This is a genomic window from Frigoribacterium sp. Leaf186 (assembly GCF_001423905.1).
Lineage (GTDB): Bacteria > Actinomycetota > Actinomycetes > Actinomycetales > Microbacteriaceae > Frigoribacterium.
Map to the genome: position 1 here is coordinate 15,580 of NZ_LMPQ01000011.1, position 17,859 is coordinate 33,438.

Genomic DNA, 17,859 nt, shown 5'->3' on the forward strand with positions numbered 1-17,859 from the left:
CCGCCCGGGACGAGGTCAGGCGCCTCGGGCCCGTCGCAGGCGGGTGAGCAGTTCGGGACCGCGGGCGTCGAGCAGACGCCCACCGCGGCGGATGCCCACGAGCATGAACACGGCCCCGAGGACGACCCCGACCACGAGGGCGAGCAGCCCCAGCAGCACCGAACCCCGCACCAGCGCGACCACGGCGAGCACGAGCTCGGGCAGCGACAGGACGAAGACGATCGCCCACGACGCGTAGAGGCCGAGCGCCGAGGTGACGCTGGCACCGGGCGGTGACTTGAAGGGGCTCTCGCCCGCCGCCGGCACGGGCATGAGGTACAGGGCCGAGGCGATGCTCGAGACCCCGAAGCCGGTCAGCAGCAGCCCGAGGCCGGCGCCGAGCAGTGCCGGGGCCGTGTCGAACCGCCCGATCACGGCGAGGGGGACGAGCGTGGCGACGACGACCGCCGGCACCGCGAAGAGCGAGAGCGTCAGGACGCGGCCCGCCCGGTCGGCAGAGCCCGCCAACCCGGTGGACAGGTGCGCGGCGAAGGCGGTGCCGTCGTACGAGACGTCGGCCGCCAGGGTGATGGCGAGCAGCGCCGCGACCGCCGGACCGATCGCGTAGAGCGGCCAGGTCGTGTCGAGCGAGAACGAGAGGAAGACGGCCAGGACCGGCATCAGGGGGACGACGATCAGCGAGCCGCCGTAGCGCGGGTCGCGCAGCCAGTAGACGGCCGCACGGGCGGCGACCGCGCCCGTCGGGGTCGCCGGGAAGCGTGCGAAGAGGCCGAGGCCCTTGGACGCCGCGGTGGCGGTGACGGCCGGGGGAGCGACGAGCGCCGTCGCCAACCCCCGCCGCCAGAGCAGCAGCAACACGGCCAGCGTGGCCAGCGCGATCAGGGCCTTGAGGGCGGCCTCGCCCGGTCGGCCCAGCGCGACGTCGCCGGGGATCGACCACGCGGCGCCGAGCGGGCTCCACGACAGGGCGTGGGCGACCCGGGGCAGGTCGTCACCGATCGAGCTGAGACCCTGGCCGACGAGCCCGATCAGGGGCCCGGCGAGGATCAGGGGCACGAAGATCGCGACGCTCATCAGCTCGCGGTACCGACGCTTGGCGCCGAGTGCGCTGGTGGCCGTCTCGACCGCGCGGGACGCCGCGACGCAGACGAAGACCCCGAGCACCCCGCAGAACGGGGCGAGCACGGCGGACAGGGGGTGCTGCACCCAGCTGAAGGTCGTCGCGAGGGCGGCGACGAGGGTGACGATGCCGGGGATGCCCAGCAGGCCGGTGATGAAGAGGGCGACGAGCAGCCGGTCGGCGGGCAGGGGGAACTGGCGCAGCTTCGAGACGCTGAGGGTCTGGTCGTAGCCCCTGGCGATGAACGGGACGACGACCCAGCCCACGACGGCGAGCGAGCCGCCGAGCACGCCGGCCGTCCAGGCCCACCGCTCGGGTGCGAAGGCGAGGGCCACGAGCCCGGCGACGACGGCGGCGAGCACGCCGAGGCCGTAGAGCCCGCCCAGGACGGCGGCGACGATCTGCCAGGTGCTGCGCTTGAAGCCGTTCAGCAGCACCCGCCAGCGCAGGCTCAGGAGGTGCGCAACCACGACGGCCCCTCGTTGTGCTGACGCCCGCCGACCAGTTCGACGAACCGGTCTTCGAGGGTCGAGCCGGCGCGCACGTCGTCGGTCGTGCCGGCCGCGAGCACCCGGCCGGCGGCGATGACGGCGACGTGGTCGCACATGCGCTGGACGAGGTCCATCGAGTGGCTCGACACGATGACCGTGCCGCCGTTCTGCGTGTAGCCGTGCAGGATGTCGCGGATGTTGGCGGCCGAGATCGGATCGACCGACTCGAACGGTTCGTCGAGGACGAGGAGGCGCGGGGCGTGGACGAGCGCGCAGGCGAGCGCGACCTTCTTGGTCATGCCCGCGGAGTAGTCCACCGCGAGCGTGCCGCCCGCCGACCGGAGGTCGAGCAGGTCGAGCAGGTCTCCCACCCGCTGGGCCGTCGTCTCGCGGGTCATGCCGTTGAGCAGGCCGTGGTAGGTGACGAGCTGTTCGCCGGTGAGGCGGTCGAAGAGCGAGATGCCGTCGCTCAGCACGCCGACCAGCGACTTGGCGTGCGTCGGATCGGACCAGACGTCGACGCCGAGCACCTCGATGCGTCCGGCGTCGGGACGCAGCAACCCGGTGGCCATCGAGAGCGTCGTCGTCTTGCCGGCGCCGTTCGGGCCCACGAGGCCGAAGAACGACCCCGCGGGCACGGTCAGGTCGATGCCATCGACCGCGACCTTGTCGCCGAACGCCTTGCGGAGGCCCGTGATCTGCAGGGCGGACGCGGGCGGCGTCGCGGTCGGTTCGGGGCGGGGCATGCCGACGTCGCTCATGGCCCCCAGCCTAGGGACGCCCGCCGACGCCGCGCCTCCCCCGACGGGTGGAAGCCCGGGCGAGGCGCGGGTGGCGGGTGGACCCGGGTCGACGACACGGCGCAGGAGGCGCGGGTCGGCTCGGGACGGACGCCTAGCTGAGCTGGTTGGCCTCGACCCAGGCGAGGTACTCGGGGCTGACGGTGCCCGTGACGTAGTCGCCCGTGAAGCAGCTCATCTCGAGCTCGGTGACGTCGCTGCCCTCGGTGATGGCCGCCTGCATGTCGGCGACCTCTTGGTAGATGAGGTGGTCGGCGCCGAGCTCGCGGGCGATCTCGGGGATCTTGCGGTCGTGGGCGACGAGCTCGTGTCGCGACGGCATGTTGATGCCGTACACGTGGGGGAACCGCACCGGGGGAGCGGCCGAGGTGAAGGTCACCTTGTTCGCCCCGGCGGCCCGGGCCATCTCGACGATCTCGCGCGAGGTGGTGCCGCGGACGATCGAGTCGTCGACGATCAGGATGTTCTTGCCCTTGAACTCGCTCGACATGGCGTTCAGCTTCTGGCGCACGGAGCGCTTGCGCTCGGCCTGCCCCGGCATGATGAAGGTGCGGCCGACGTAGCGGTTCTTGTAGAAGCCCTCGCGGTACTCGATGCCGAGCTTCTGCGCGACCTGCATGGCAGCGGGCCGTGACGAGTCGGGGATGGGCATGACGACGTCGATGTCGCCGATCGGCGAGTGCGCGGCGATCGTGTCGGCCAGCCGGTTGCCGAGGCGCAGGCGGGCGTCGTAGACCGAGATGCCGTTCATGATCGAGTCGGGGCGGGCCAGGTAGACGTACTCGAACGAGCAGGGGATCAGGCGCGGGCTGGCGTGGCACTGCTTCGAGACCATCTGCCCGTCGAGCGAGATGAACACGGCCTCGCCGGGAGCGACGTCGCGGACGATCTCGTAGCCACCCGACTCGAGGACGAGCGACTCGGAGGCGGTGATCCACTCTTCGCGGACGCCGTCGGCCGCGAGACGGCGGCCGAGCACGAGCGGGCGGATGCCGAACGGGTCGCGGAACGCGAGCAGGCCGTGGCCGGCGATCATCGCGATCGCGGCGTACGAGCCCTGCACGCGGTCGTGCACCCGGCTGACGGCCGCGAAGATCTGCTCGGGGTCGAGCTCGCTGCCGTTGACCTGCTCTTGCAGCTCGTGCGCGAGGACGTTGACCAGCAGCTCGGTGTCGCTGTTGGTGTTGAGGTGCCGCCGGTCGACGTGGAAGAGTTCGCTGGTGAGCTCGCGCGTGTTCGTCAGGTTGCCGTTGTGGATCAGCACGATGCCGTAGGGAGCGTTCACGTAGAACGGCTGCGCCTCTTGCTCGTTGCTGGCCGCGCCCTTCGTGGCGTAGCGCACGTGGCCGAGCCCCATGTTGCCGAGCAGGGCGCGCATGTCGCGGGTGCGGAACCCCTCGCGGACCTGCCCCTTGGTCTTGTGGACGTGGAAGATGCCCCCTTCGGCGGTGGCGATCCCGGTGCTGTCCTGCCCCCGGTGCTGCAACAGGAGGAGCGAGTCGTAGACGAGTTGATTTGCTGGCTCGTGCGCGACGAGACCGACGATGCCGCACATGCGGATCTGGCTCCAGACCGTAGAGTTGGGGTTACCGCGACAGTCTAGAGCGACACCGAACGGATGAACGAATGGCGACCTCCCCAGCCCACTCGACCAGCGCCTCCTACGCCGCCGCGGGGGTCGACACGGCCGCCGGCGACCGCGCGGTCGAGCTGATGAAGGCTGCCGTGGCCGCCACGCACGGCCCCGGCGTCGTCGGGGGCTTCGGCGGGTTCGCCGGGCTGTTCGACGTGTCGTTCCTGAAGGACTTCGAGCGGCCGCTGCTCGCCACCTCGACCGACGGCGTCGGCACCAAGGTGGCCATCGCCCAGGCGCTCGACAAGCACGACACCATCGGGCAGGACCTCGTGGGCATGGTGGTCGACGACATCGTCGTGGTGGGCGCGCGGCCGCTGATCATGACCGACTACATCGCGTGCGGCCGGGTGGTGCCGACCCGCATCGCCTCGATCGTCGAGGGCATCGCCCGGGCCTGCAGCGAGACCGGCACGGCCCTCGTCGGCGGCGAGACGGCCGAGCACCCGGGCCTGCTCGGCCCCGACGACTACGACGTCGCGGGTGCCGCGGTGGGCGCGGTCGAGTCGGGGCGCCAGCTCGGCCCGCACCTCGTGGGCGACGGCGACGTCGTGCTCGCCCTGGCCTCGTCGGGCCTGCACTCGAACGGCTTCTCGCTCGTGCGGCACATCCTGGCCTCGCGCGACCTCGGTTACGACGACGCCCTTCCCGAGTTCTCGGGCACCGTCGGCGAGGCGCTGCTCGAACCGACCCGGCTCTACACCTCGCCCCTGCTGCGGGTGCTCGACGACCCGGCGCTCGACGGGGCGGTCCACTCGCTCAGCCACGTCACCGGCGGTGGCATCGCGGCCAACCTGGCCCGCGTGCTGCCCCGCGGCTCGTGGACCGAGGTCGACCGCTCGACCTGGTCGCCGCTGCCCGTGTTCCGCGTGCTGAGCGACCTGGCCGGCTCGACCCTCGAGTCGAGCGAGGGCACCTGGAACCTCGGCATCGGCATGATCGCCGTCGTCGCGGCGTCGCGGGCCGCCGCCGTCACCTCGGCCCTCGAGGCCGACGGCATCGCGACCTGGCCCGTCGGCACCGTCTCGACCGGGCGACGCGACCTGGCCGGCTTCGAGCAGGGCGCCAAGGGAGTCGACGGAGGCGCGGTGCGGCTCGTCGGGGACTACGCCGGCTGACGTCTGGTCGCGTTCGCGATCCCGGCGGAGGTCGGGCGCTGCGGGGCACCCGCGCGTGCTGGATGGCGCCGGCCACGTCGCGGACGTACGATGGGTCCACGCCCGTGCCGGGCGCGCTGACGACGACGTCAGATCGGACGACGAAGGAGTCGACCCATGACCACCACCCGCATCCCCCTCTCGCCCGTCTCCCGCGCGACCGTCGCTGCTCCCCGGAGCGCCCGGGTCAGCCGCGTCCCCGCCGAGCCGGCTCCGCTCCGCTCCGAGTCGTCGCCCGTGACCGGCGGCCGCAAGGTCGCCGCTCTGACCGCCGGCGGCATGTTCCTGCTGCTGGTCGTGGGGCTGCTGCCCGCGGTCGCGACGCTCGTCGGGCGCTGACCCGCGCCTCCTGATCGGTGATCGCACCGGTCGGGCCCGCGACACGACGACGGCCCCTCGAGATCGAGGGGCCGTCGTCGTGTCGGTCACGCGCCGCGGCGGATGAGGGGAGGGGTGGCGTCCCCGGTCAGAGGACGCAGAACTCGTTGCCCTCGGGATCGGCGAGCACGACCCACGAGACGTCGGCGTCGTCTTGGCCGACCTGGGCTCGGACCGCACCGAGCGACTCGAGACGCTCGACCTCGGCCGCCTGCGTCGCTTCGCGGCTCTGGCCGTCGACCGGGGTGGGGCGGAAGTCGAGGTGCAGCCGGTTCTTGAGCGTCTTGGCCTCGGGCACGTGGACGAAGAGGAGCCCGGGCAGCGTGTCAGGCGTCGAGCGGATCTCGGGTTCGTCGTCGTCGGACGAGACCACGACCCAACCGAGTGCGTCGGCCCACCACCGGGCGAGCCCTGCGGGGTCGCTCGAATCGACGACGACCTGCTCCCACACGGGCGACGAGGACGAAGAGGACATCAGCCGTCGGGCCTCAGGCGCTCTTGTTCTGGTCGTGCTCGGTGTCGTATTCGTCGTCGAAGTCGTCGGCCCACTTGTCGACGTATTCGTCGCCGGAGTCGTTCTTCGTCGCCAACTCTTTTTCGAGTGCACCGTAGTTGGTGTCAGGGCTGAAGTACTTCAGCTCTCTGGCGACCTTGGTGTGCTTGGCTTTTTGACGGCCGCGCCCCATGCGTGACCCCCTCTGAACTCGGCCCGGAAACGGTGTCGGACGACCCGGGAACTGCCGACGGATGACTGTTGCAAAACTGGACCGATCTTATCATGTACCCCTATCCCCGGCTGCCGCCCCGGACGGGCATGATGGTCGGGATGACTTCTGGGGGCGACGGCGAGCGGACGCGGGTCGTCGTGGTCGGTGCGGGGCAGGCCGGACTGTCGGTCTCGTGGTACCTGCGGCGCCTGGGGCTCGAGGTCGGGCGGGACCTCGTCGTGCTCGACCGGGGGCCCGGGACCGGAGGCGCGTGGCAGCACCGCTGGGAGAGCCTTCGGTTGGGTGCCGCCCACCGCGTCCACGACCTGCCCGGCATGGCCGGGCTCGGGCTGGGCTTCGACTCGGCCGACCGCCGGGCCCCGGCCCGCGACGTCGTCGCCGAGCAGTACGCCCGGTACGAGGCGGCACTCGAGCTCGACGTGCGACGCCCGGTCGAGGTGACCGGGGTGACCGGGCTGGGTGACGGGTTCGCGGTGCGATGGGTGGGGCGCGCCTCCTCGGGGTCGGTGCGGGCCGAGGTCGTCGTGAACGCGACCGGCACCTGGGGGGCGCCGTTCGTGCCCTGGTACCCGGGGCGCGACACGTTCGCGGGGAGGCAGTTGCACACCTCGGACTACCGGGCCGCGTCCGAACTCGAGGGGCTCGACGTGGTCGTGGTGGGCGGCGGCACGAGCGCGATCGGCTTCGTGCTCGAACTCGACGGCGTCGCCGCCTCGACCACGTGGGTGACGCGTCGACCGGTCGACTGGCTCGACCAGGGCGAGCTCGACGTCGAGTCGGCCGTCGCGGCGGTCGCCGCACAGGACCGCGCGGCCCGCGCCGGGCAGGCGCTGCCGAGCATCGTGAGCGGCACCGGCGTGCCCCGCACCCGACGGTTCGTCTCGGGCATCGAGCGCGGCCTGCTGGTCGAACGACCGATGTTCTCGGCGATCGAGCGGGACGGCGTGCGCTGGGCTGACGGCACGTTCGCCCACGCCGACGCGATCGTGTGGGCCACCGGGTTCCGGCCCGAGCTGCGACACCTGGCTCCGCTCGGGCTGCGGTCGGCCGACGGAGGGGTGAGCGTCGAAGGCGGCGCGTCGACGCTCGACCCGCGGCTGTTCTTCGCCGGCTACGGGCCGCAGGCCTCCACCATCGGGGCGAACCGTGCCGGGCGCGCCATCGCCCGTCAGGTCGTCGCGCGGCTGTCGGGGAGCGACGCCGAACGCCGGGGGTGAGGGCGTACCGCCGGGCCCGGGTAGCGCCGTGCGGTGCCGGTGAGGGTGACGCCGAGCAGCGCCGTGAGGGTGACGTCGGGTGGACGCGGGACACGGGTCGTCACGGGAGGGGGAACCCCGCGGAGCGGAGCCTGGCCTCGAGCCGCGGGGGCGAGAGCGCCACCGCGTAGCCCCACCGGCTGAATTGCCGCACGCGCGGCACGGCACGGATGCGGTCTTCGCGAGACTTCTCGTCGATCGCCACCTGTGCAGGGTCTCGTCCGCCCCTCCTCTCCACGCTCGTGTACTTCACGTCACCGTCCGCCTCTCCGACCCCGCCGAACTGCGGGAACCAAGAGTCGACCTCGCCGATCTTTCCCCGCTCGTCGAAGAAGGGCTCTTGGCGTACCGGCCGAGGCAGGCCCAGGAGGTGGAGCGTGGCTGCACTCACCGACTCGATCGGCGTCATCGAGCCCTCGTCCGCCAGCTGCAGACAGAGGTCGGCGATCTTCCGGCGGGGGGAGCGCCGACGCCCAGCGAGGCAGCGTTCGAGGTCGTCGCGACGGAAGAGGCCCTCGCGCAGGCCGTGGTCGTAGGCCATCAACCCGGCGTGCAGGCCGTGGGCCAGGGCGAGGTCGACCGCCGTCCGGGCCGGCGAGGTGACGGCCAGGCCGTCACGGGCGACGTGCTCGTCCTCGTGCAGCGGGAGGGCGTGCCGCACCATCGTCGTGCTTCGGGAGTTCGTCCGGCGGCCCGGGTCGATGACGTGCACCTCAGGGGGCGGCCTGTGCAGCAGGGGAAGGCCCCACACGACGGCCGCCGCGGAGTGGGACGCCACGAGTCGCGCGGACGATCGTCGCAGCAGCACGTTCACCCGGAGGGCGTGCTGGTCCTCCGGCTCGAGGTCGCCCCATCGCGTGGTGTCGAGGTAGACGCCCCGGGACACACGGGTCAGGCGGCCGCGATCCGCCGCGTGCCGGAGGTGCCGGTCGTCGAGGCCGGAGCGGACGAGGGCCGACGAGGTCAGCAGCTCGTCGACGACACGTGGTCGGTGTTCCATGCAGCCCATGCTGGGACTCTGCGGTGCGGGGGCCGAGGTTTCGACGACGGGCTGGGGAGGGAGACGAGCATCTTGCCGGTGGGGAGGAGAGATGCGCGGAGGGAGGTGGGGGAGTGTGACCCCGTCGTGCGGCGGTGGGCGATTTGCCTAGGCGGGGGTTGAGCGCCGGACGAGGGGGTGGGGCAGGTGGTGGGGGCGTCTGACCCCGTGGTGCGGCGGTGGGCGATTTGCCTAGGCGGGGGTTGAGCGCCGGACGAGGGGGTGGGGTGGGAGGTGGGGGTGTGGGGAACGCGGGCGGGCCGGGGTCAGCGGCGGGGCGGGTGGACGTCGTGCGTGGCGGACCAGACGGCGACGGCGGCCGCGGCGGACCAGGCCTGGGGGCGGCACGAGGCGGGGTAGGGCACGGGCGACGGCACCTCGCGGGACGAGTCCCCCGAGTGCAACTCGGGCATGCGGTGGTCGAAGGCCGGCGCCGCGCACAGCAGGCCCTCGGCGAGCCGGGCCGCCTCGGCGGGGAACCCCGCTCGGGCGAGGCCCTGGATCGCGACGGCCGTGTCGTGGGTCCAGACGCTGCCCCCGTGGTAGCTCAGGGGCCAGTAGCCGGCGCTGTCGGTCGACATCGTGCGCAGGCCGAAGCCGCTGGACAGCTCGGGTGAGACGAGGCGGCGGGCGACCAGCGCCTCCTCGTCGGGGTCGAGAAGTCCGGTGCCGAGCAGGTGCCCGAGGTTGCTCGTGACCGTGTCGACCGGCCGCTTGGCCGCGTCGAGCGCGATCGCCGGGTAGGCGCCCGCGGCGTCGTCGACCCAGAAGGAGGCGCGGAACCGGTCGCGCAGGCGCCCCGCCCAGTCGCGCCACGCGTCGCCGCCCGCCCGACCGAAGGCGTCGAGCAGGTCGGCCCCGTGCACCGCCGCCTCGTACGCGTAGGCCTGCACCTCGCAGAGTGCGATCGGCCCCTCGGCGAGGCTGCCGTCGCGCCACTGGACGCTGTCGCCGGAGTCCTTCCAGCCCTGGTTCGCCAGGCCGTGCCCGGTCTCGTCGACGTACTCGAGCAGCAGGTCGCCGTCGCTGTCGCCCGAGTCGCGCATCCAGGCCAGGGCCGCCTCGAGGTGCGGCAGCAGCGCCTCGACCTCGGCGGCCGGCAGGCCCCAGCGCCACGCGTCGTGCAGCAGGCAGACCCAGAGCGCCGTCGCGTCGACGGTGCCGTAGTAGAGCGGGGGCAGGCTGACGTCCTCACCGGGGATCGTCAGCGTCTGCTGCCGCAGTTCGTGCATGATCTTGCCGGGTTGCTCGGCCGTCTCGGGCACGTGCCGGGTGCCCTGCAGGCCCGCCAGCACCCGCAGCGTGCCGGCCGCGACCGTGAGGTCGAGGGGCAGGGTGAAGCGGGCGGCCCACAGCGAGTCGCGACCGAAGAGCGTGAAGAACCAGGGCGCCCCGGCGGCGTAGAAGACGTCGTCGGGCGACGTCGTCGTGGTCAGGCGGAGCGCCGCCAGGTCGTCGCGGGCCCGGTCGACCCAGCGGGCGAGCCGGTCGTCGCGCGGTGCCGGGTCGAGGTCGGCCCAGTGCAGCGGCGTGCGCACGCCCCGGACCACGGCATCGGGGGCGGTCGCGACGAGGTCGAGTCCGACCGTCACCGAGCCCCGGGCGGGCACGACGGCGACCCACTCGACGACGAGGCCGGCGAGCGTCGCCCGCACCGCGCCTCCTCGGGGCTCGAGGTCGACGTGCACGCCGTCGGCCCGCCAGGAGGCGCGGGTGCCGTCGACCGCGAACGTCACGTCGCGCACGGGCTCACCCGCGATGCCGGCCTTGACGTGGTCCATGGCGGAGGCGTCCGGCCGGAGGGTGGCCGCGACGGTGACGGTGAGCTCGCGGCCCAGCCGGGAGGTGATCGTGTGGCGTTCGTGCACGCCCGTCGTCGTGACGTCGCGGAGCGAGCTCAGGCGGACGTCGGGGTCGGCTCCGGCGTCGTCGAGGCCGCGCAGCAGCGACTCGAACCGGACGGCCGAGGCACCGAGGGGCACGGTGGCCACGTGCTCGGGCACGAGGCCGTCGACGGTGATGCCGTGCCCGGCGACGAGACGCACGTCGCCGAGGTAGACGCCGTGGATCGTCGCCGCCCCCATCGAACCGTCGGCGGCCGACCAGGCCTGGGCGGGGGCTCGCAGGACGACCGTCTCGGCGGCGAGGAAGGGCTGGAGGCCGGGGGTCGGGGCGGACCGCTCGGCGTGGTCGGAGTCGAGGGGGGAGGTCTGGGTCATCGGGGGCTCCTGGGGCTCCGGGTGGCGGGCGTGGGGTGCGACGGGGTGGGGGTCGCGGTGCGGGTCACTCTTTGACGGCCCCGGCGCTGGCGTTCATGATGCGGCGCTGGAAGACGAAGAAGACGATCGCGACCGGGATGGTCATCACCGCGGCGGCCGCGAGCTTGATCGGGTACTGCGACCCCTGGCTCAGCTGCCCCGAGGCGAGGCTCGCGACGCCCTTGGTCAGGGTGGTCAGCTCGGGCGACTGGGTCGACACGATGAAGTGCGAGAGCTCGTTCCACGACCCCTGGAACGACAGGATGATGATCGTCACGAGCGCGGGCCGGGCCATCGGCAGGACGATCGACCAGAAGACCCGGAAGGTGCCGGCGCCGTCGATGCGGGCCTGCTCCTCGACGCTGCGGGGGATCGACTCGAAGAAGTTCTTCATGATGAAGACCCCGGCGGCGTCCGTCAGCAGCGGCACGATCATGCCCGAGTACGAGTCGTACATGCCGAGCTGGTTGATGACCAGGAACTTCGGGATCAGCAGCACGACCGTCGGCACCGCCATCACGCCGATCAGCAGCACGAAGATGACGTTGCGCCCCCGGAACTGCAGCCGCGCCAGGGCGTAGCCGGCGAGCGAGTTGAAGAAGACCCGCCCGAGCGTCACCACGATCGTCACGATCGCCGAGTTCTGGAACCAGGTCGGGAAGTCGCTGTTGAGGAACAGCTGGCGGTAGGCGGCGACCGTCGGCGTGATCGGGATCAACGCCAGCGGGTCGGAGGCCGCCTCGGGGTCGGTCTTGAACGACGTCGCGACGTTGATCAGGAACGGCAGGATGTAGATCGCCGCGATGACGATCAGCACGGCGTAGAGCACCGAGGTGCCCGCGACGCGTCGCGTGCTGCGGGGCTCTCGGCCGACGGGTCGGGGCGAGGGCGGGGGAGGCGCGACCGGCGAGGAGGGGTTCACCCGGTCGGCGATCGGTGCGGTGGTGGTCATCGCTCGACTCCTGTCGTGTAGAGCCGGGTGCGTCTCTTCGACACGGCCCGTTCGCGCAGCACGATGCGCTGCAGGATCGTCAACGCGACGATGATGACGAACAGCACGAAGGCGATGGCCGCGCCGCGGCCCCACTCTTGTTCGCCGAACGCCGAGGTGTACGAGAGGTAGGCGGGCGTCAGCGTGGTCTTCTGCGGGCCGCCCTGGGTGCCGGTGTAGATCTGGTCGAAGACCTGCCAGGTGCCGATGAGGCCGAGGGTGAGCACCGTGAAGAGCGTCGGTCGCAGTTGCGGCAGCGTGATGCGCCAGAAGCGCTGCCAGCCGCTCGCGCCGTCCATCATCGCGGCCTCTTGCACGTCGCCGCCGAGGTTCTGCAGGGCCGCCAGGAAGAGCAGCATGAACGTGCCGCTGGTGGTGAAGACGGCCATCAGGATGAACGCGGACATCGCGACCGACGGCCCGGCCAGCCAGTCCCACCAGCTGACGCCGAGGGCGGTGTGGTCGGCCAGCAGGGCCGGGGGCTGCGTGACGCCGACGACGGCGAGCAGGTTGTGCAGCACGCCGCTGGCATCGTTGAACCACGCGGGCCCGGTGACGCCGACGAACGAGAGCAGCTTGTTCACGGCGCCGCTCTGCGAGAACAGGAACAGCCACAGCACGGTGATGGCGACCGAGCTGGTCACCGACGGGAAGTAGAACGCCGTGCGGAAGAACCCGCGGCCGCGCAGCACCTGGCGGTTCACCAGCACGGCGAGCAGCAGGGCCACCGCGGTCTGGATCGGCACGACGAGGATCACGTACCAGGCGTTGTTGCGCAGGCTCAGGCCGAAGTCGCGCTCGGCCAGGCCGCCGCCGCCGAGCAGTTCTCGGTAGTTCTGCGCCCCGACGAAGCCGACGCCGGCCGCGAAGGGGGAGCCCCGGCCGGTCCAGTCCGAGACGCTGACCCAGAGGGCCATCAGCACCGGAACAGCCAGGAAGAGGCCGAGGACGATCAGCACGGGCGAGACGAACAACCAGCCCGAGAGGCCCTCGCCGCGCGAGACGGCGCTGCGCCGGCGGGGGGCCTTGGTCGAGATCGCGGTCATGGGGACTGCCTTTCGTGCGCTGTCTCTTTCGTGCGCTGTCTCGGGTCGGGGAGCTCGAGGCACCGCGCCGGGGGAGGCGCGGTGCCCCGAGGGCTACTGGAGGATCGCTTCGAAGTTCTTCTGCGCGGACTCGAGGATCGTCTTCGGGTCGCCGTCCTTGAGGCCGGAGAGCTGCGAGTTGAAGTCGCTGATCACGGCGGCGGAGCCGTCCTGCGTGGGCGTGCCCTGGGCGAACTCGACCGAGTCGAGGAACGCGGCCTGGTCGGGGTTGTCGGACTTCCAGGTGTCGGCGGCCGACTGGATCGAGGGCATGACGCCGAACGCGTCGGCGAAGGCGAGCTGCTGGTCGGTGCTCGTCAGCTGCTCGACGAGGTCGACGGCGGCCTGCTGGTTGGGGCTGTCGGCGGCGATGCCCCAGCAGTTGGTGAACTGCAACGTGCCCTGGCCGCCGGGGCCGGCGGGCAGCTCGGCCACCTGGTACGACACGTCGGGGTAGTCGTTGGTGAGTGCGCCGGTGATCCAGTTGCCCTCGATGGTCATCGCCGCCTTGCCCGTGCCGAAGGCCTCGCCACCCCAGCCCGCGCCGAGGTCGCTCGAGAACGCGGCGTCGCCGCTGGTCAGCAGGTCTTTCACGTAGGTCAGCGCCTCGACGTTCTCGGGCGAGTCGAGCGTCGCCTCGGTGCCGTCGGCGTTGGTCACCGCGCCGCCGGCCTGCGCCATGAACGCGCCCACCCGGGCGTACTCGGGGCTGAAGGCCAGGCCCACGTGGTCGGCCGTCGTGAGCTTGGCGGCGACCGCCTTCAGCGAGTCCCAGTCGGTCGGGACGTCGGCGTCGGTCAGGCCGGCCGCGGCCCACATGTCGGTGTTGATGATCAGGCCGAGGGTCGAGAAGTCCTTGGGCGCGCAGTAGAACTGGTCGTCGAGCGTGAAGCTGTCGACGAGGGTCGGGAAGAAGTCGCCCTTGTTCGCGAGCTGGTCGCCGTACGCCAGCAGGCTGCCGTTGCCGGCGAAGCCCGCGAGCGTGTCGGTCGACACGTAGAACACGTCGGCCGGCTTGCCCGAGGCGAAGCCCTGGCTGAGCTGCTGCGGCAGGTCGGAGGCCACGCTGACCTCGGCGCCGGTGCCCGAGTCGTCGGACCAGCTCGCGACGGCGTCGGTGACGGCCTTCGTCTCGGCGTCGCCGCTCGAGCCGATCAGCACGGTGAGCGAGTCGTCGCTGCTGGTGAGGGCGCCGTCGCTCGCGGCGCCCGACCCCTCGCTGAAACCGGAGCCGCAGGCCGTGAGGCCCAGGGCGGTGATGGTCGTGAGGGCGGCTGCTGCCGCCAGGCGGGTCGTGCGTCGTCGCATGGTGGGCCTCTCGTCGCGTCGTTGCGATGGTGCGGGTGCTGTGGTCGGGTCGGGGTGTGGTGCCGGGTGGAGCGGGGTGGACGATCTATTTGATCGATCAAATCCGTGAGGTCAGAGTAAGCAGGCCGCCCGGCGGGTGTCAAGACCGGAGCGCTGGGAGCCGCCGGGGGCGCCCGAGCCCTGGGGTAACGTGACCGGAGGCCGCCGACCGGCGCCGGGGCGGAGGGCGAGATGACTCGGGTGCCCGCACCGCGCCTCCCGACCGTCAGCGACGTCGCATCGGTCGCCGGGGTCTCTCGGCAGACCGTCTCGAACGTGCTCAACGCGCCCGACATCGTGCGCCCCGACACGCGGGGTCGCGTCGAGCGGGCCATCGCCGACCTCGGCTACCGCCCGCACGCGTCGGCGAGGAGGCTGCGCACCCGCAAGAGCTCGACGATCGGCATCCGGCTCGACCCCGTGCAGAACGGCATCTCGGGCGCGGTGCTCGACCGCTTCCTGCACGCCGTCACCGAGCAGGCCGACGCCCGCGACCACCGCATCCTGCTGTACACCGCGGCCGGGCCCGACGACGAGATCGCCCAGTTCCGCCGCCTGCTCGATGGTGCCGACGTCGACGGCTTCGTGCTCACCTCGACCTTCTTCGACGACCCGCGCACCGAGTGGCTCATCGACGCCGGTGCCGACTTCGTCACCTTCGGACGGCCCTGGGGGCTCGACGACATGGGCGACCCGCAGCACCGCTGGGTCGACGTCGACGGCCGGGCCGGTGTGGCCTCGGCGACCGACGACCTGCTGGCGCGCGGCGCGACCCACGTGGCCTTCCTCGGCTGGCCCGAGGGGTCGGGCGCCGGGGACGACAGGAGGCGCGGCTGGCGTGACGCCCTCGGGTCGCGGGGCGCGCTCGACCCGGCCTCGATCGACGCCCTCGACCTGGCCGTCGAGGACTCGGTGCCCCTCGCCTCGGCCGCCGTGCGCTCGGCGCTCGCCGCGGGAGTCACGGTGGACGCCGTGGTGTGCGCCAGCGACACCCTCGCCCTCGGGGCGTCGGTCGTGCTCGGCTCGACGGTGCCGGTCGTGGGCTACGACGACACCCCGGTCGCCTCGGCGCTCGGGCTGTCGAGCGTCGAGCAGCCGCTCGTCGAGGTCGCGGGGGCCGTGCTGTCGCTGCTGCTCGACGACAGCGAGCCGAGGCACCGGCTGCTGCGGCCGCGCACGATCTGGCGCTGACGCGCCCCGAGGCGCGGCTACTTCTTCTTGCGGGGGGCGGTGCCGGTCGAGTTGCGGGCGGCCGAGCGCGCCTTGCGGGCGGCGGCACCGCCTCCGCGGTTGCCCTTGGCCGAACCCGGGGCACGCGGCGTCTGCTTCGGCCCGGGCTTCGAGCCGGCCGTGCCGGCCGCGCCGCCCTGACCGGGCTGGGCGTCGAGGCCACGCTGCACCGCGCCTCCTTCGACCGCCGCGCCGGCACGGCCCTCGGGGCCGGCGTCGGCACCCAGGGCGCCACCGGCGGCACCCGACCGGCGACCGGCCGGCTCGAGCACCCGGCGGGGGACCGGGCGGGGGCGGATCGGCTCGCCGCGACGGTCCTGACCGGGGATCGGCCGTGACCTGCGGCCGTAGAGCACCTCGGACGAGTCGAGCAGCCACGGCACGAGTGAGATCGTCACGCCGTGCACGAGCATCAGCTTCTGGCGGATGCGGCGGCTCTTGTGGTTGTGCAGGGCGGCCTCCCACCAGTGGCCGACGATGTAGATGGGCGTGTAGACCGTCACGACCTCGCTGCCGTGCTCTTCGCGGTGCGCCTTGATGTACTTGATCAGGGGCATGCTGATGTCGCGGTACGGCGAGGCGACGATGCGCAGCGGCACGTCGATGTCTTGTTCGGCCCACTGCCGCTGCAGCAGCGCCGTGGCCTCGTCGTCGATGCCGACGTGGATCGCCTCCAGCGACTCGTGACGCGCGGCGATGGCGTAGTCGAGCGCCTTGAGCACGGGCTTCTGCATCGTGCCGACCAGCACGATCGCGTGGTCGCCGTGCGAGCCGAACTGCGTCGTGGCGTCGGGCTCGATCTCGACCAGCACGTCGCGGTAGTAGCGGTTCACGCCGAGCATCAGCACGAACAGGATCGGCATGATGACGAACACCAGCCAGGCGCCGTGCGTGAACTTGGTCACCGTCACGACGATCAGCACCGAGGCCGTCAGCAGGGCGCCGAACGCGTTGATGCCCCGGGCACGGTAGACGGCGCCGCGGTCGGCGCAGCCCTCGCGCAGCATGCGGGTCCAGTGCACGACCATGCCGGTCTGCCCGAGCGTGAACGACACGAAGACGCCGATGATGTACAGCTGGATCAGGCCCGTCACGCTGGCCTGGTACACGAGCAGGATGGCACAGGCCACGAGGGCCAGCACGATGACGCCGTTCGAGTAGATCAGCCGGTCGCCGCGCGTGTTGAGCGCCTTCGGGGCGTACTGGTCGCGGGCCAGGATCGAACCGAGCAACGGGAACCCGTTGAACGCCGTGTTCGCCGCGAGCAGCAGCACGGCCGCCGTGCAGGCCTGGATCACGTAGAACGGGATGCCGAACAGGGCGCCGCCGAAGACCGCGCTGGCGATCTGGGCGACGAGGCTGCGCTGCGGCGTGGTGGCGCAGTCGACGAAGCCCTGCAGGTCGCAGGCGTCCTCGGCGTAGTGCACCTTCGCGATGAGGGCCACCGCGACCAGGCCGGCGAACAGCACGATGGCGATGCTGCCCATCAGGACGAGCGTCTTCTGGGCGTTCTGCACCTTGGGGCGACGGAACGCCGGCACGCCGTTGGCGATCGCCTCGACGCCGGTCAGGGCCGAGCAGCCGCTCGAGAACGCGCGCAGCAGCAACAGGACGAAGGCGGCCTGCGTGAGCTGGTCGGCCTGCACCGTGTAGTCGGCGCTCTCGGCGACGGGCGGGTCGCCGAGCGCCGTGCGGACGAGGGCGATGACGATCATGACGAAGACGCTCGACACGAAGAGGTAGGTCGGCACGGCGAAGGCCTTGCTCGACTCGCGGACGCCCCGCAGGTTCACGGCGGCCAGCAGGACGACGAAGAAGATCGCGAGCTCGACGCGCACCGGCGCCAGCTCGGGCACGGCAGAGATGATGTTGTCGACGCCCGAGGCGACCGACACCGCCACCGTCATGACGTAGTCGACCAGCAGCGCCGAGGCGACCACGAGGCCGGCCTTCTCGCCGAGGTTCCTGTGGGCGACCTCGTAGTCGCCGCCGCCCGACGGGTACGCCTTGATCAGCTGACGGTACGAGGCCACGACGACGAGCAGCAGCACGACGACGGCCACGGCGACCCAGGGGGCCAGCGTGAGGAACCCGAGCCCGCCGATCAGCAGGATCATCAGCAGCTCTTGCGGCGCGTAGGCCACCGAGCTGAGCGGGTCGCTCGCGAAGATCGGCAGTGCGAGGTGCTTCGGCAGCAGCTGCCCCTCGAGCTTCTCCGAGGGGAGGGGTTCACCGATCAGCCAGCGCTTCGGCGACCGGGTGTCGTTGGTCACGAGCGGCGACTCTACTCCCGTGCGAGGGGCTGTCAACTTCGCTCGCGGGCGGTTTATTCCCGATCAGGGAGGG

The 17,859-nt window shown here is 72.1% G+C and carries 15 protein-coding genes; 4 read left to right on the plus strand and 11 right to left on the minus strand.

All coding sequences use genetic code 11. From position 1 onward, the window contains the following. Positions 1-15 precede the first annotated feature (15 nt). The 3 genes from ASG05_RS11740 to purF all read right to left on the minus strand — a co-directional run bounded on the left by ASG05_RS11740 (position 16) and on the right by purF (position 3,966). Positions 16-1,590: a hypothetical protein gene (locus ASG05_RS11740; RefSeq protein WP_056260959.1), complete on the minus strand. Its 1,575-nt coding sequence runs from the start codon at positions 1,588-1,590 to the stop codon at positions 16-18. Then, the gene (locus tag ASG05_RS11745) at positions 1,572-2,372 is read right to left on the minus strand and encodes an ABC transporter ATP-binding protein (RefSeq protein ID WP_200936841.1); all 801 of its coding nucleotides are present in this window, start codon (positions 2,370-2,372) and stop codon (positions 1,572-1,574) included. The genes ASG05_RS11740 and ASG05_RS11745 overlap by 19 nt, the downstream gene beginning before the upstream one ends. Positions 2,373-2,505: 133 nt before the next feature. Beyond that, positions 2,506-3,966 carry an amidophosphoribosyltransferase gene (purF, locus tag ASG05_RS11750; RefSeq protein ID WP_056260961.1) on the minus strand — a complete coding sequence of 487 codons (1,461 nt, stop codon included), beginning with the start codon at positions 3,964-3,966 and terminating at the stop codon, positions 2,506-2,508. 71 nt (positions 3,967-4,037) lie between these two features. Between purF and purM the strand changes: the two genes are divergently transcribed. Both purM and ASG05_RS11760 read left to right on the plus strand, forming a co-directional pair. After that, a complete protein-coding gene (gene purM, locus ASG05_RS11755; protein ID WP_056260963.1) occupies positions 4,038-5,162 on the plus strand; it encodes a phosphoribosylformylglycinamidine cyclo-ligase in 1,125 nt (374 codons plus the stop codon). A 156-nt stretch (positions 5,163-5,318) separates the two neighbouring features. Continuing rightward, complete coding sequence (locus tag ASG05_RS11760) at positions 5,319-5,540, plus strand: hypothetical protein (RefSeq protein ID WP_056260965.1); 222 nt, start codon at positions 5,319-5,321, stop codon at positions 5,538-5,540. Between the two features lie 127 nt (positions 5,541-5,667). On the opposite strand, the gene ASG05_RS11765 is transcribed toward ASG05_RS11760, so the two are convergent. Together ASG05_RS11765 and ASG05_RS15985 are read right to left on the minus strand one after the other, a co-directional pair. Further along, positions 5,668-6,054 carry a VOC family protein gene (locus ASG05_RS11765; protein ID WP_056260967.1) on the minus strand — a complete coding sequence of 129 codons (387 nt, stop codon included), beginning with the start codon at positions 6,052-6,054 and terminating at the stop codon, positions 5,668-5,670. A 13-nt stretch (positions 6,055-6,067) separates the two neighbouring features. Next, complete coding sequence (locus tag ASG05_RS15985; RefSeq protein ID WP_056227242.1) at positions 6,068-6,265, minus strand: DUF3073 domain-containing protein; 198 nt, start codon at positions 6,263-6,265, stop codon at positions 6,068-6,070. A gap of 140 nt (positions 6,266-6,405) precedes the next feature. Here ASG05_RS15985 and ASG05_RS11770 point away from each other — a divergent pair, with 140 nt between their 5' ends. Then, the gene (locus ASG05_RS11770; RefSeq protein ID WP_056260968.1) at positions 6,406-7,524 is read left to right on the plus strand and encodes an NAD(P)-binding domain-containing protein; all 1,119 of its coding nucleotides are present in this window, start codon (positions 6,406-6,408) and stop codon (positions 7,522-7,524) included. Positions 7,525-7,624: 100 nt separating this feature from the next. Here the strand turns inward: ASG05_RS11770 and ASG05_RS11775 are convergent, their stop codons facing one another. The 5 genes from ASG05_RS11775 to ASG05_RS11795 all read right to left on the minus strand — a co-directional run bounded on the left by ASG05_RS11775 (position 7,625) and on the right by ASG05_RS11795 (position 14,244). Then, positions 7,625-8,563: a type IV toxin-antitoxin system AbiEi family antitoxin domain-containing protein gene (locus tag ASG05_RS11775; protein ID WP_162240657.1), complete on the minus strand. Its 939-nt coding sequence runs from the start codon at positions 8,561-8,563 to the stop codon at positions 7,625-7,627. A gap of 305 nt (positions 8,564-8,868) precedes the next feature. Next, entirely contained in the window at positions 8,869-10,821 is a 1,953-nt protein-coding gene (locus ASG05_RS11780; protein ID WP_056260973.1) for a glycogen debranching N-terminal domain-containing protein, read from the minus strand. A 64-nt stretch (positions 10,822-10,885) separates the two neighbouring features. Continuing rightward, complete coding sequence (locus ASG05_RS11785; RefSeq protein WP_056260975.1) at positions 10,886-11,812, minus strand: carbohydrate ABC transporter permease; 927 nt, start codon at positions 11,810-11,812, stop codon at positions 10,886-10,888. Next, the gene (locus tag ASG05_RS11790) at positions 11,809-12,897 is read right to left on the minus strand and encodes a carbohydrate ABC transporter permease (RefSeq protein WP_056260977.1); all 1,089 of its coding nucleotides are present in this window, start codon (positions 12,895-12,897) and stop codon (positions 11,809-11,811) included. The genes ASG05_RS11785 and ASG05_RS11790 overlap by 4 nt, the downstream gene beginning before the upstream one ends. 93 nt (positions 12,898-12,990) lie before the next feature. Then, the gene (locus tag ASG05_RS11795; protein WP_056260979.1) at positions 12,991-14,244 is read right to left on the minus strand and encodes an extracellular solute-binding protein; all 1,254 of its coding nucleotides are present in this window, start codon (positions 14,242-14,244) and stop codon (positions 12,991-12,993) included. A 231-nt stretch (positions 14,245-14,475) separates the two neighbouring features. Between ASG05_RS11795 and ASG05_RS11800 the strand changes: the two genes are divergently transcribed. Beyond that, positions 14,476-15,474: a LacI family DNA-binding transcriptional regulator gene (locus ASG05_RS11800; RefSeq protein WP_056260981.1), complete on the plus strand. Its 999-nt coding sequence runs from the start codon at positions 14,476-14,478 to the stop codon at positions 15,472-15,474. A gap of 17 nt (positions 15,475-15,491) precedes the next feature. On the opposite strand, the gene ASG05_RS11805 is transcribed toward ASG05_RS11800, so the two are convergent. Further along, a complete protein-coding gene (locus ASG05_RS11805; protein ID WP_082486735.1) occupies positions 15,492-17,786 on the minus strand; it encodes an APC family permease in 2,295 nt (764 codons plus the stop codon). Positions 17,787-17,859: the final 73 nt, after the last annotated feature.

Bases quoted from the DNA above. Each gene is read 5' to 3' on its own strand.
- ASG05_RS11745 (WP_200936841.1), bottom strand. From the start codon at position 2,372: ATGAGCGACGTCGGCATGCCCCGCCCCGAACCGACCGCGACGCCGCCC.
- purF (WP_056260961.1), bottom strand. From the start codon at position 3,966: ATGTGCGGCATCGTCGGTCTCGTCGCGCACGAGCCAGCAAATCAACTC.
- purM (WP_056260963.1), top strand. From the start codon at position 4,038: ATGGCGACCTCCCCAGCCCACTCGACCAGCGCCTCCTACGCCGCCGCG.
- ASG05_RS11760 (WP_056260965.1), top strand. From the start codon at position 5,319: ATGACCACCACCCGCATCCCCCTCTCGCCCGTCTCCCGCGCGACCGTC.
- ASG05_RS11765 (WP_056260967.1), bottom strand. From the start codon at position 6,054: ATGTCCTCTTCGTCCTCGTCGCCCGTGTGGGAGCAGGTCGTCGTCGAT.
- ASG05_RS15985 (WP_056227242.1), bottom strand. From the start codon at position 6,265: ATGGGGCGCGGCCGTCAAAAAGCCAAGCACACCAAGGTCGCCAGAGAG.
- ASG05_RS11770 (WP_056260968.1), top strand. From the start codon at position 6,406: ATGACTTCTGGGGGCGACGGCGAGCGGACGCGGGTCGTCGTGGTCGGT.
- ASG05_RS11775 (WP_162240657.1), bottom strand. From the start codon at position 8,563: ATGGAACACCGACCACGTGTCGTCGACGAGCTGCTGACCTCGTCGGCC.
- ASG05_RS11780 (WP_056260973.1), bottom strand. From the start codon at position 10,821: ATGACCCAGACCTCCCCCCTCGACTCCGACCACGCCGAGCGGTCCGCC.
- ASG05_RS11785 (WP_056260975.1), bottom strand. From the start codon at position 11,812: ATGACCACCACCGCACCGATCGCCGACCGGGTGAACCCCTCCTCGCCG.
- ASG05_RS11790 (WP_056260977.1), bottom strand. From the start codon at position 12,897: ATGACCGCGATCTCGACCAAGGCCCCCCGCCGGCGCAGCGCCGTCTCG.
- ASG05_RS11795 (WP_056260979.1), bottom strand. From the start codon at position 14,244: ATGCGACGACGCACGACCCGCCTGGCGGCAGCAGCCGCCCTCACGACC.
- ASG05_RS11800 (WP_056260981.1), top strand. From the start codon at position 14,476: ATGACTCGGGTGCCCGCACCGCGCCTCCCGACCGTCAGCGACGTCGCA.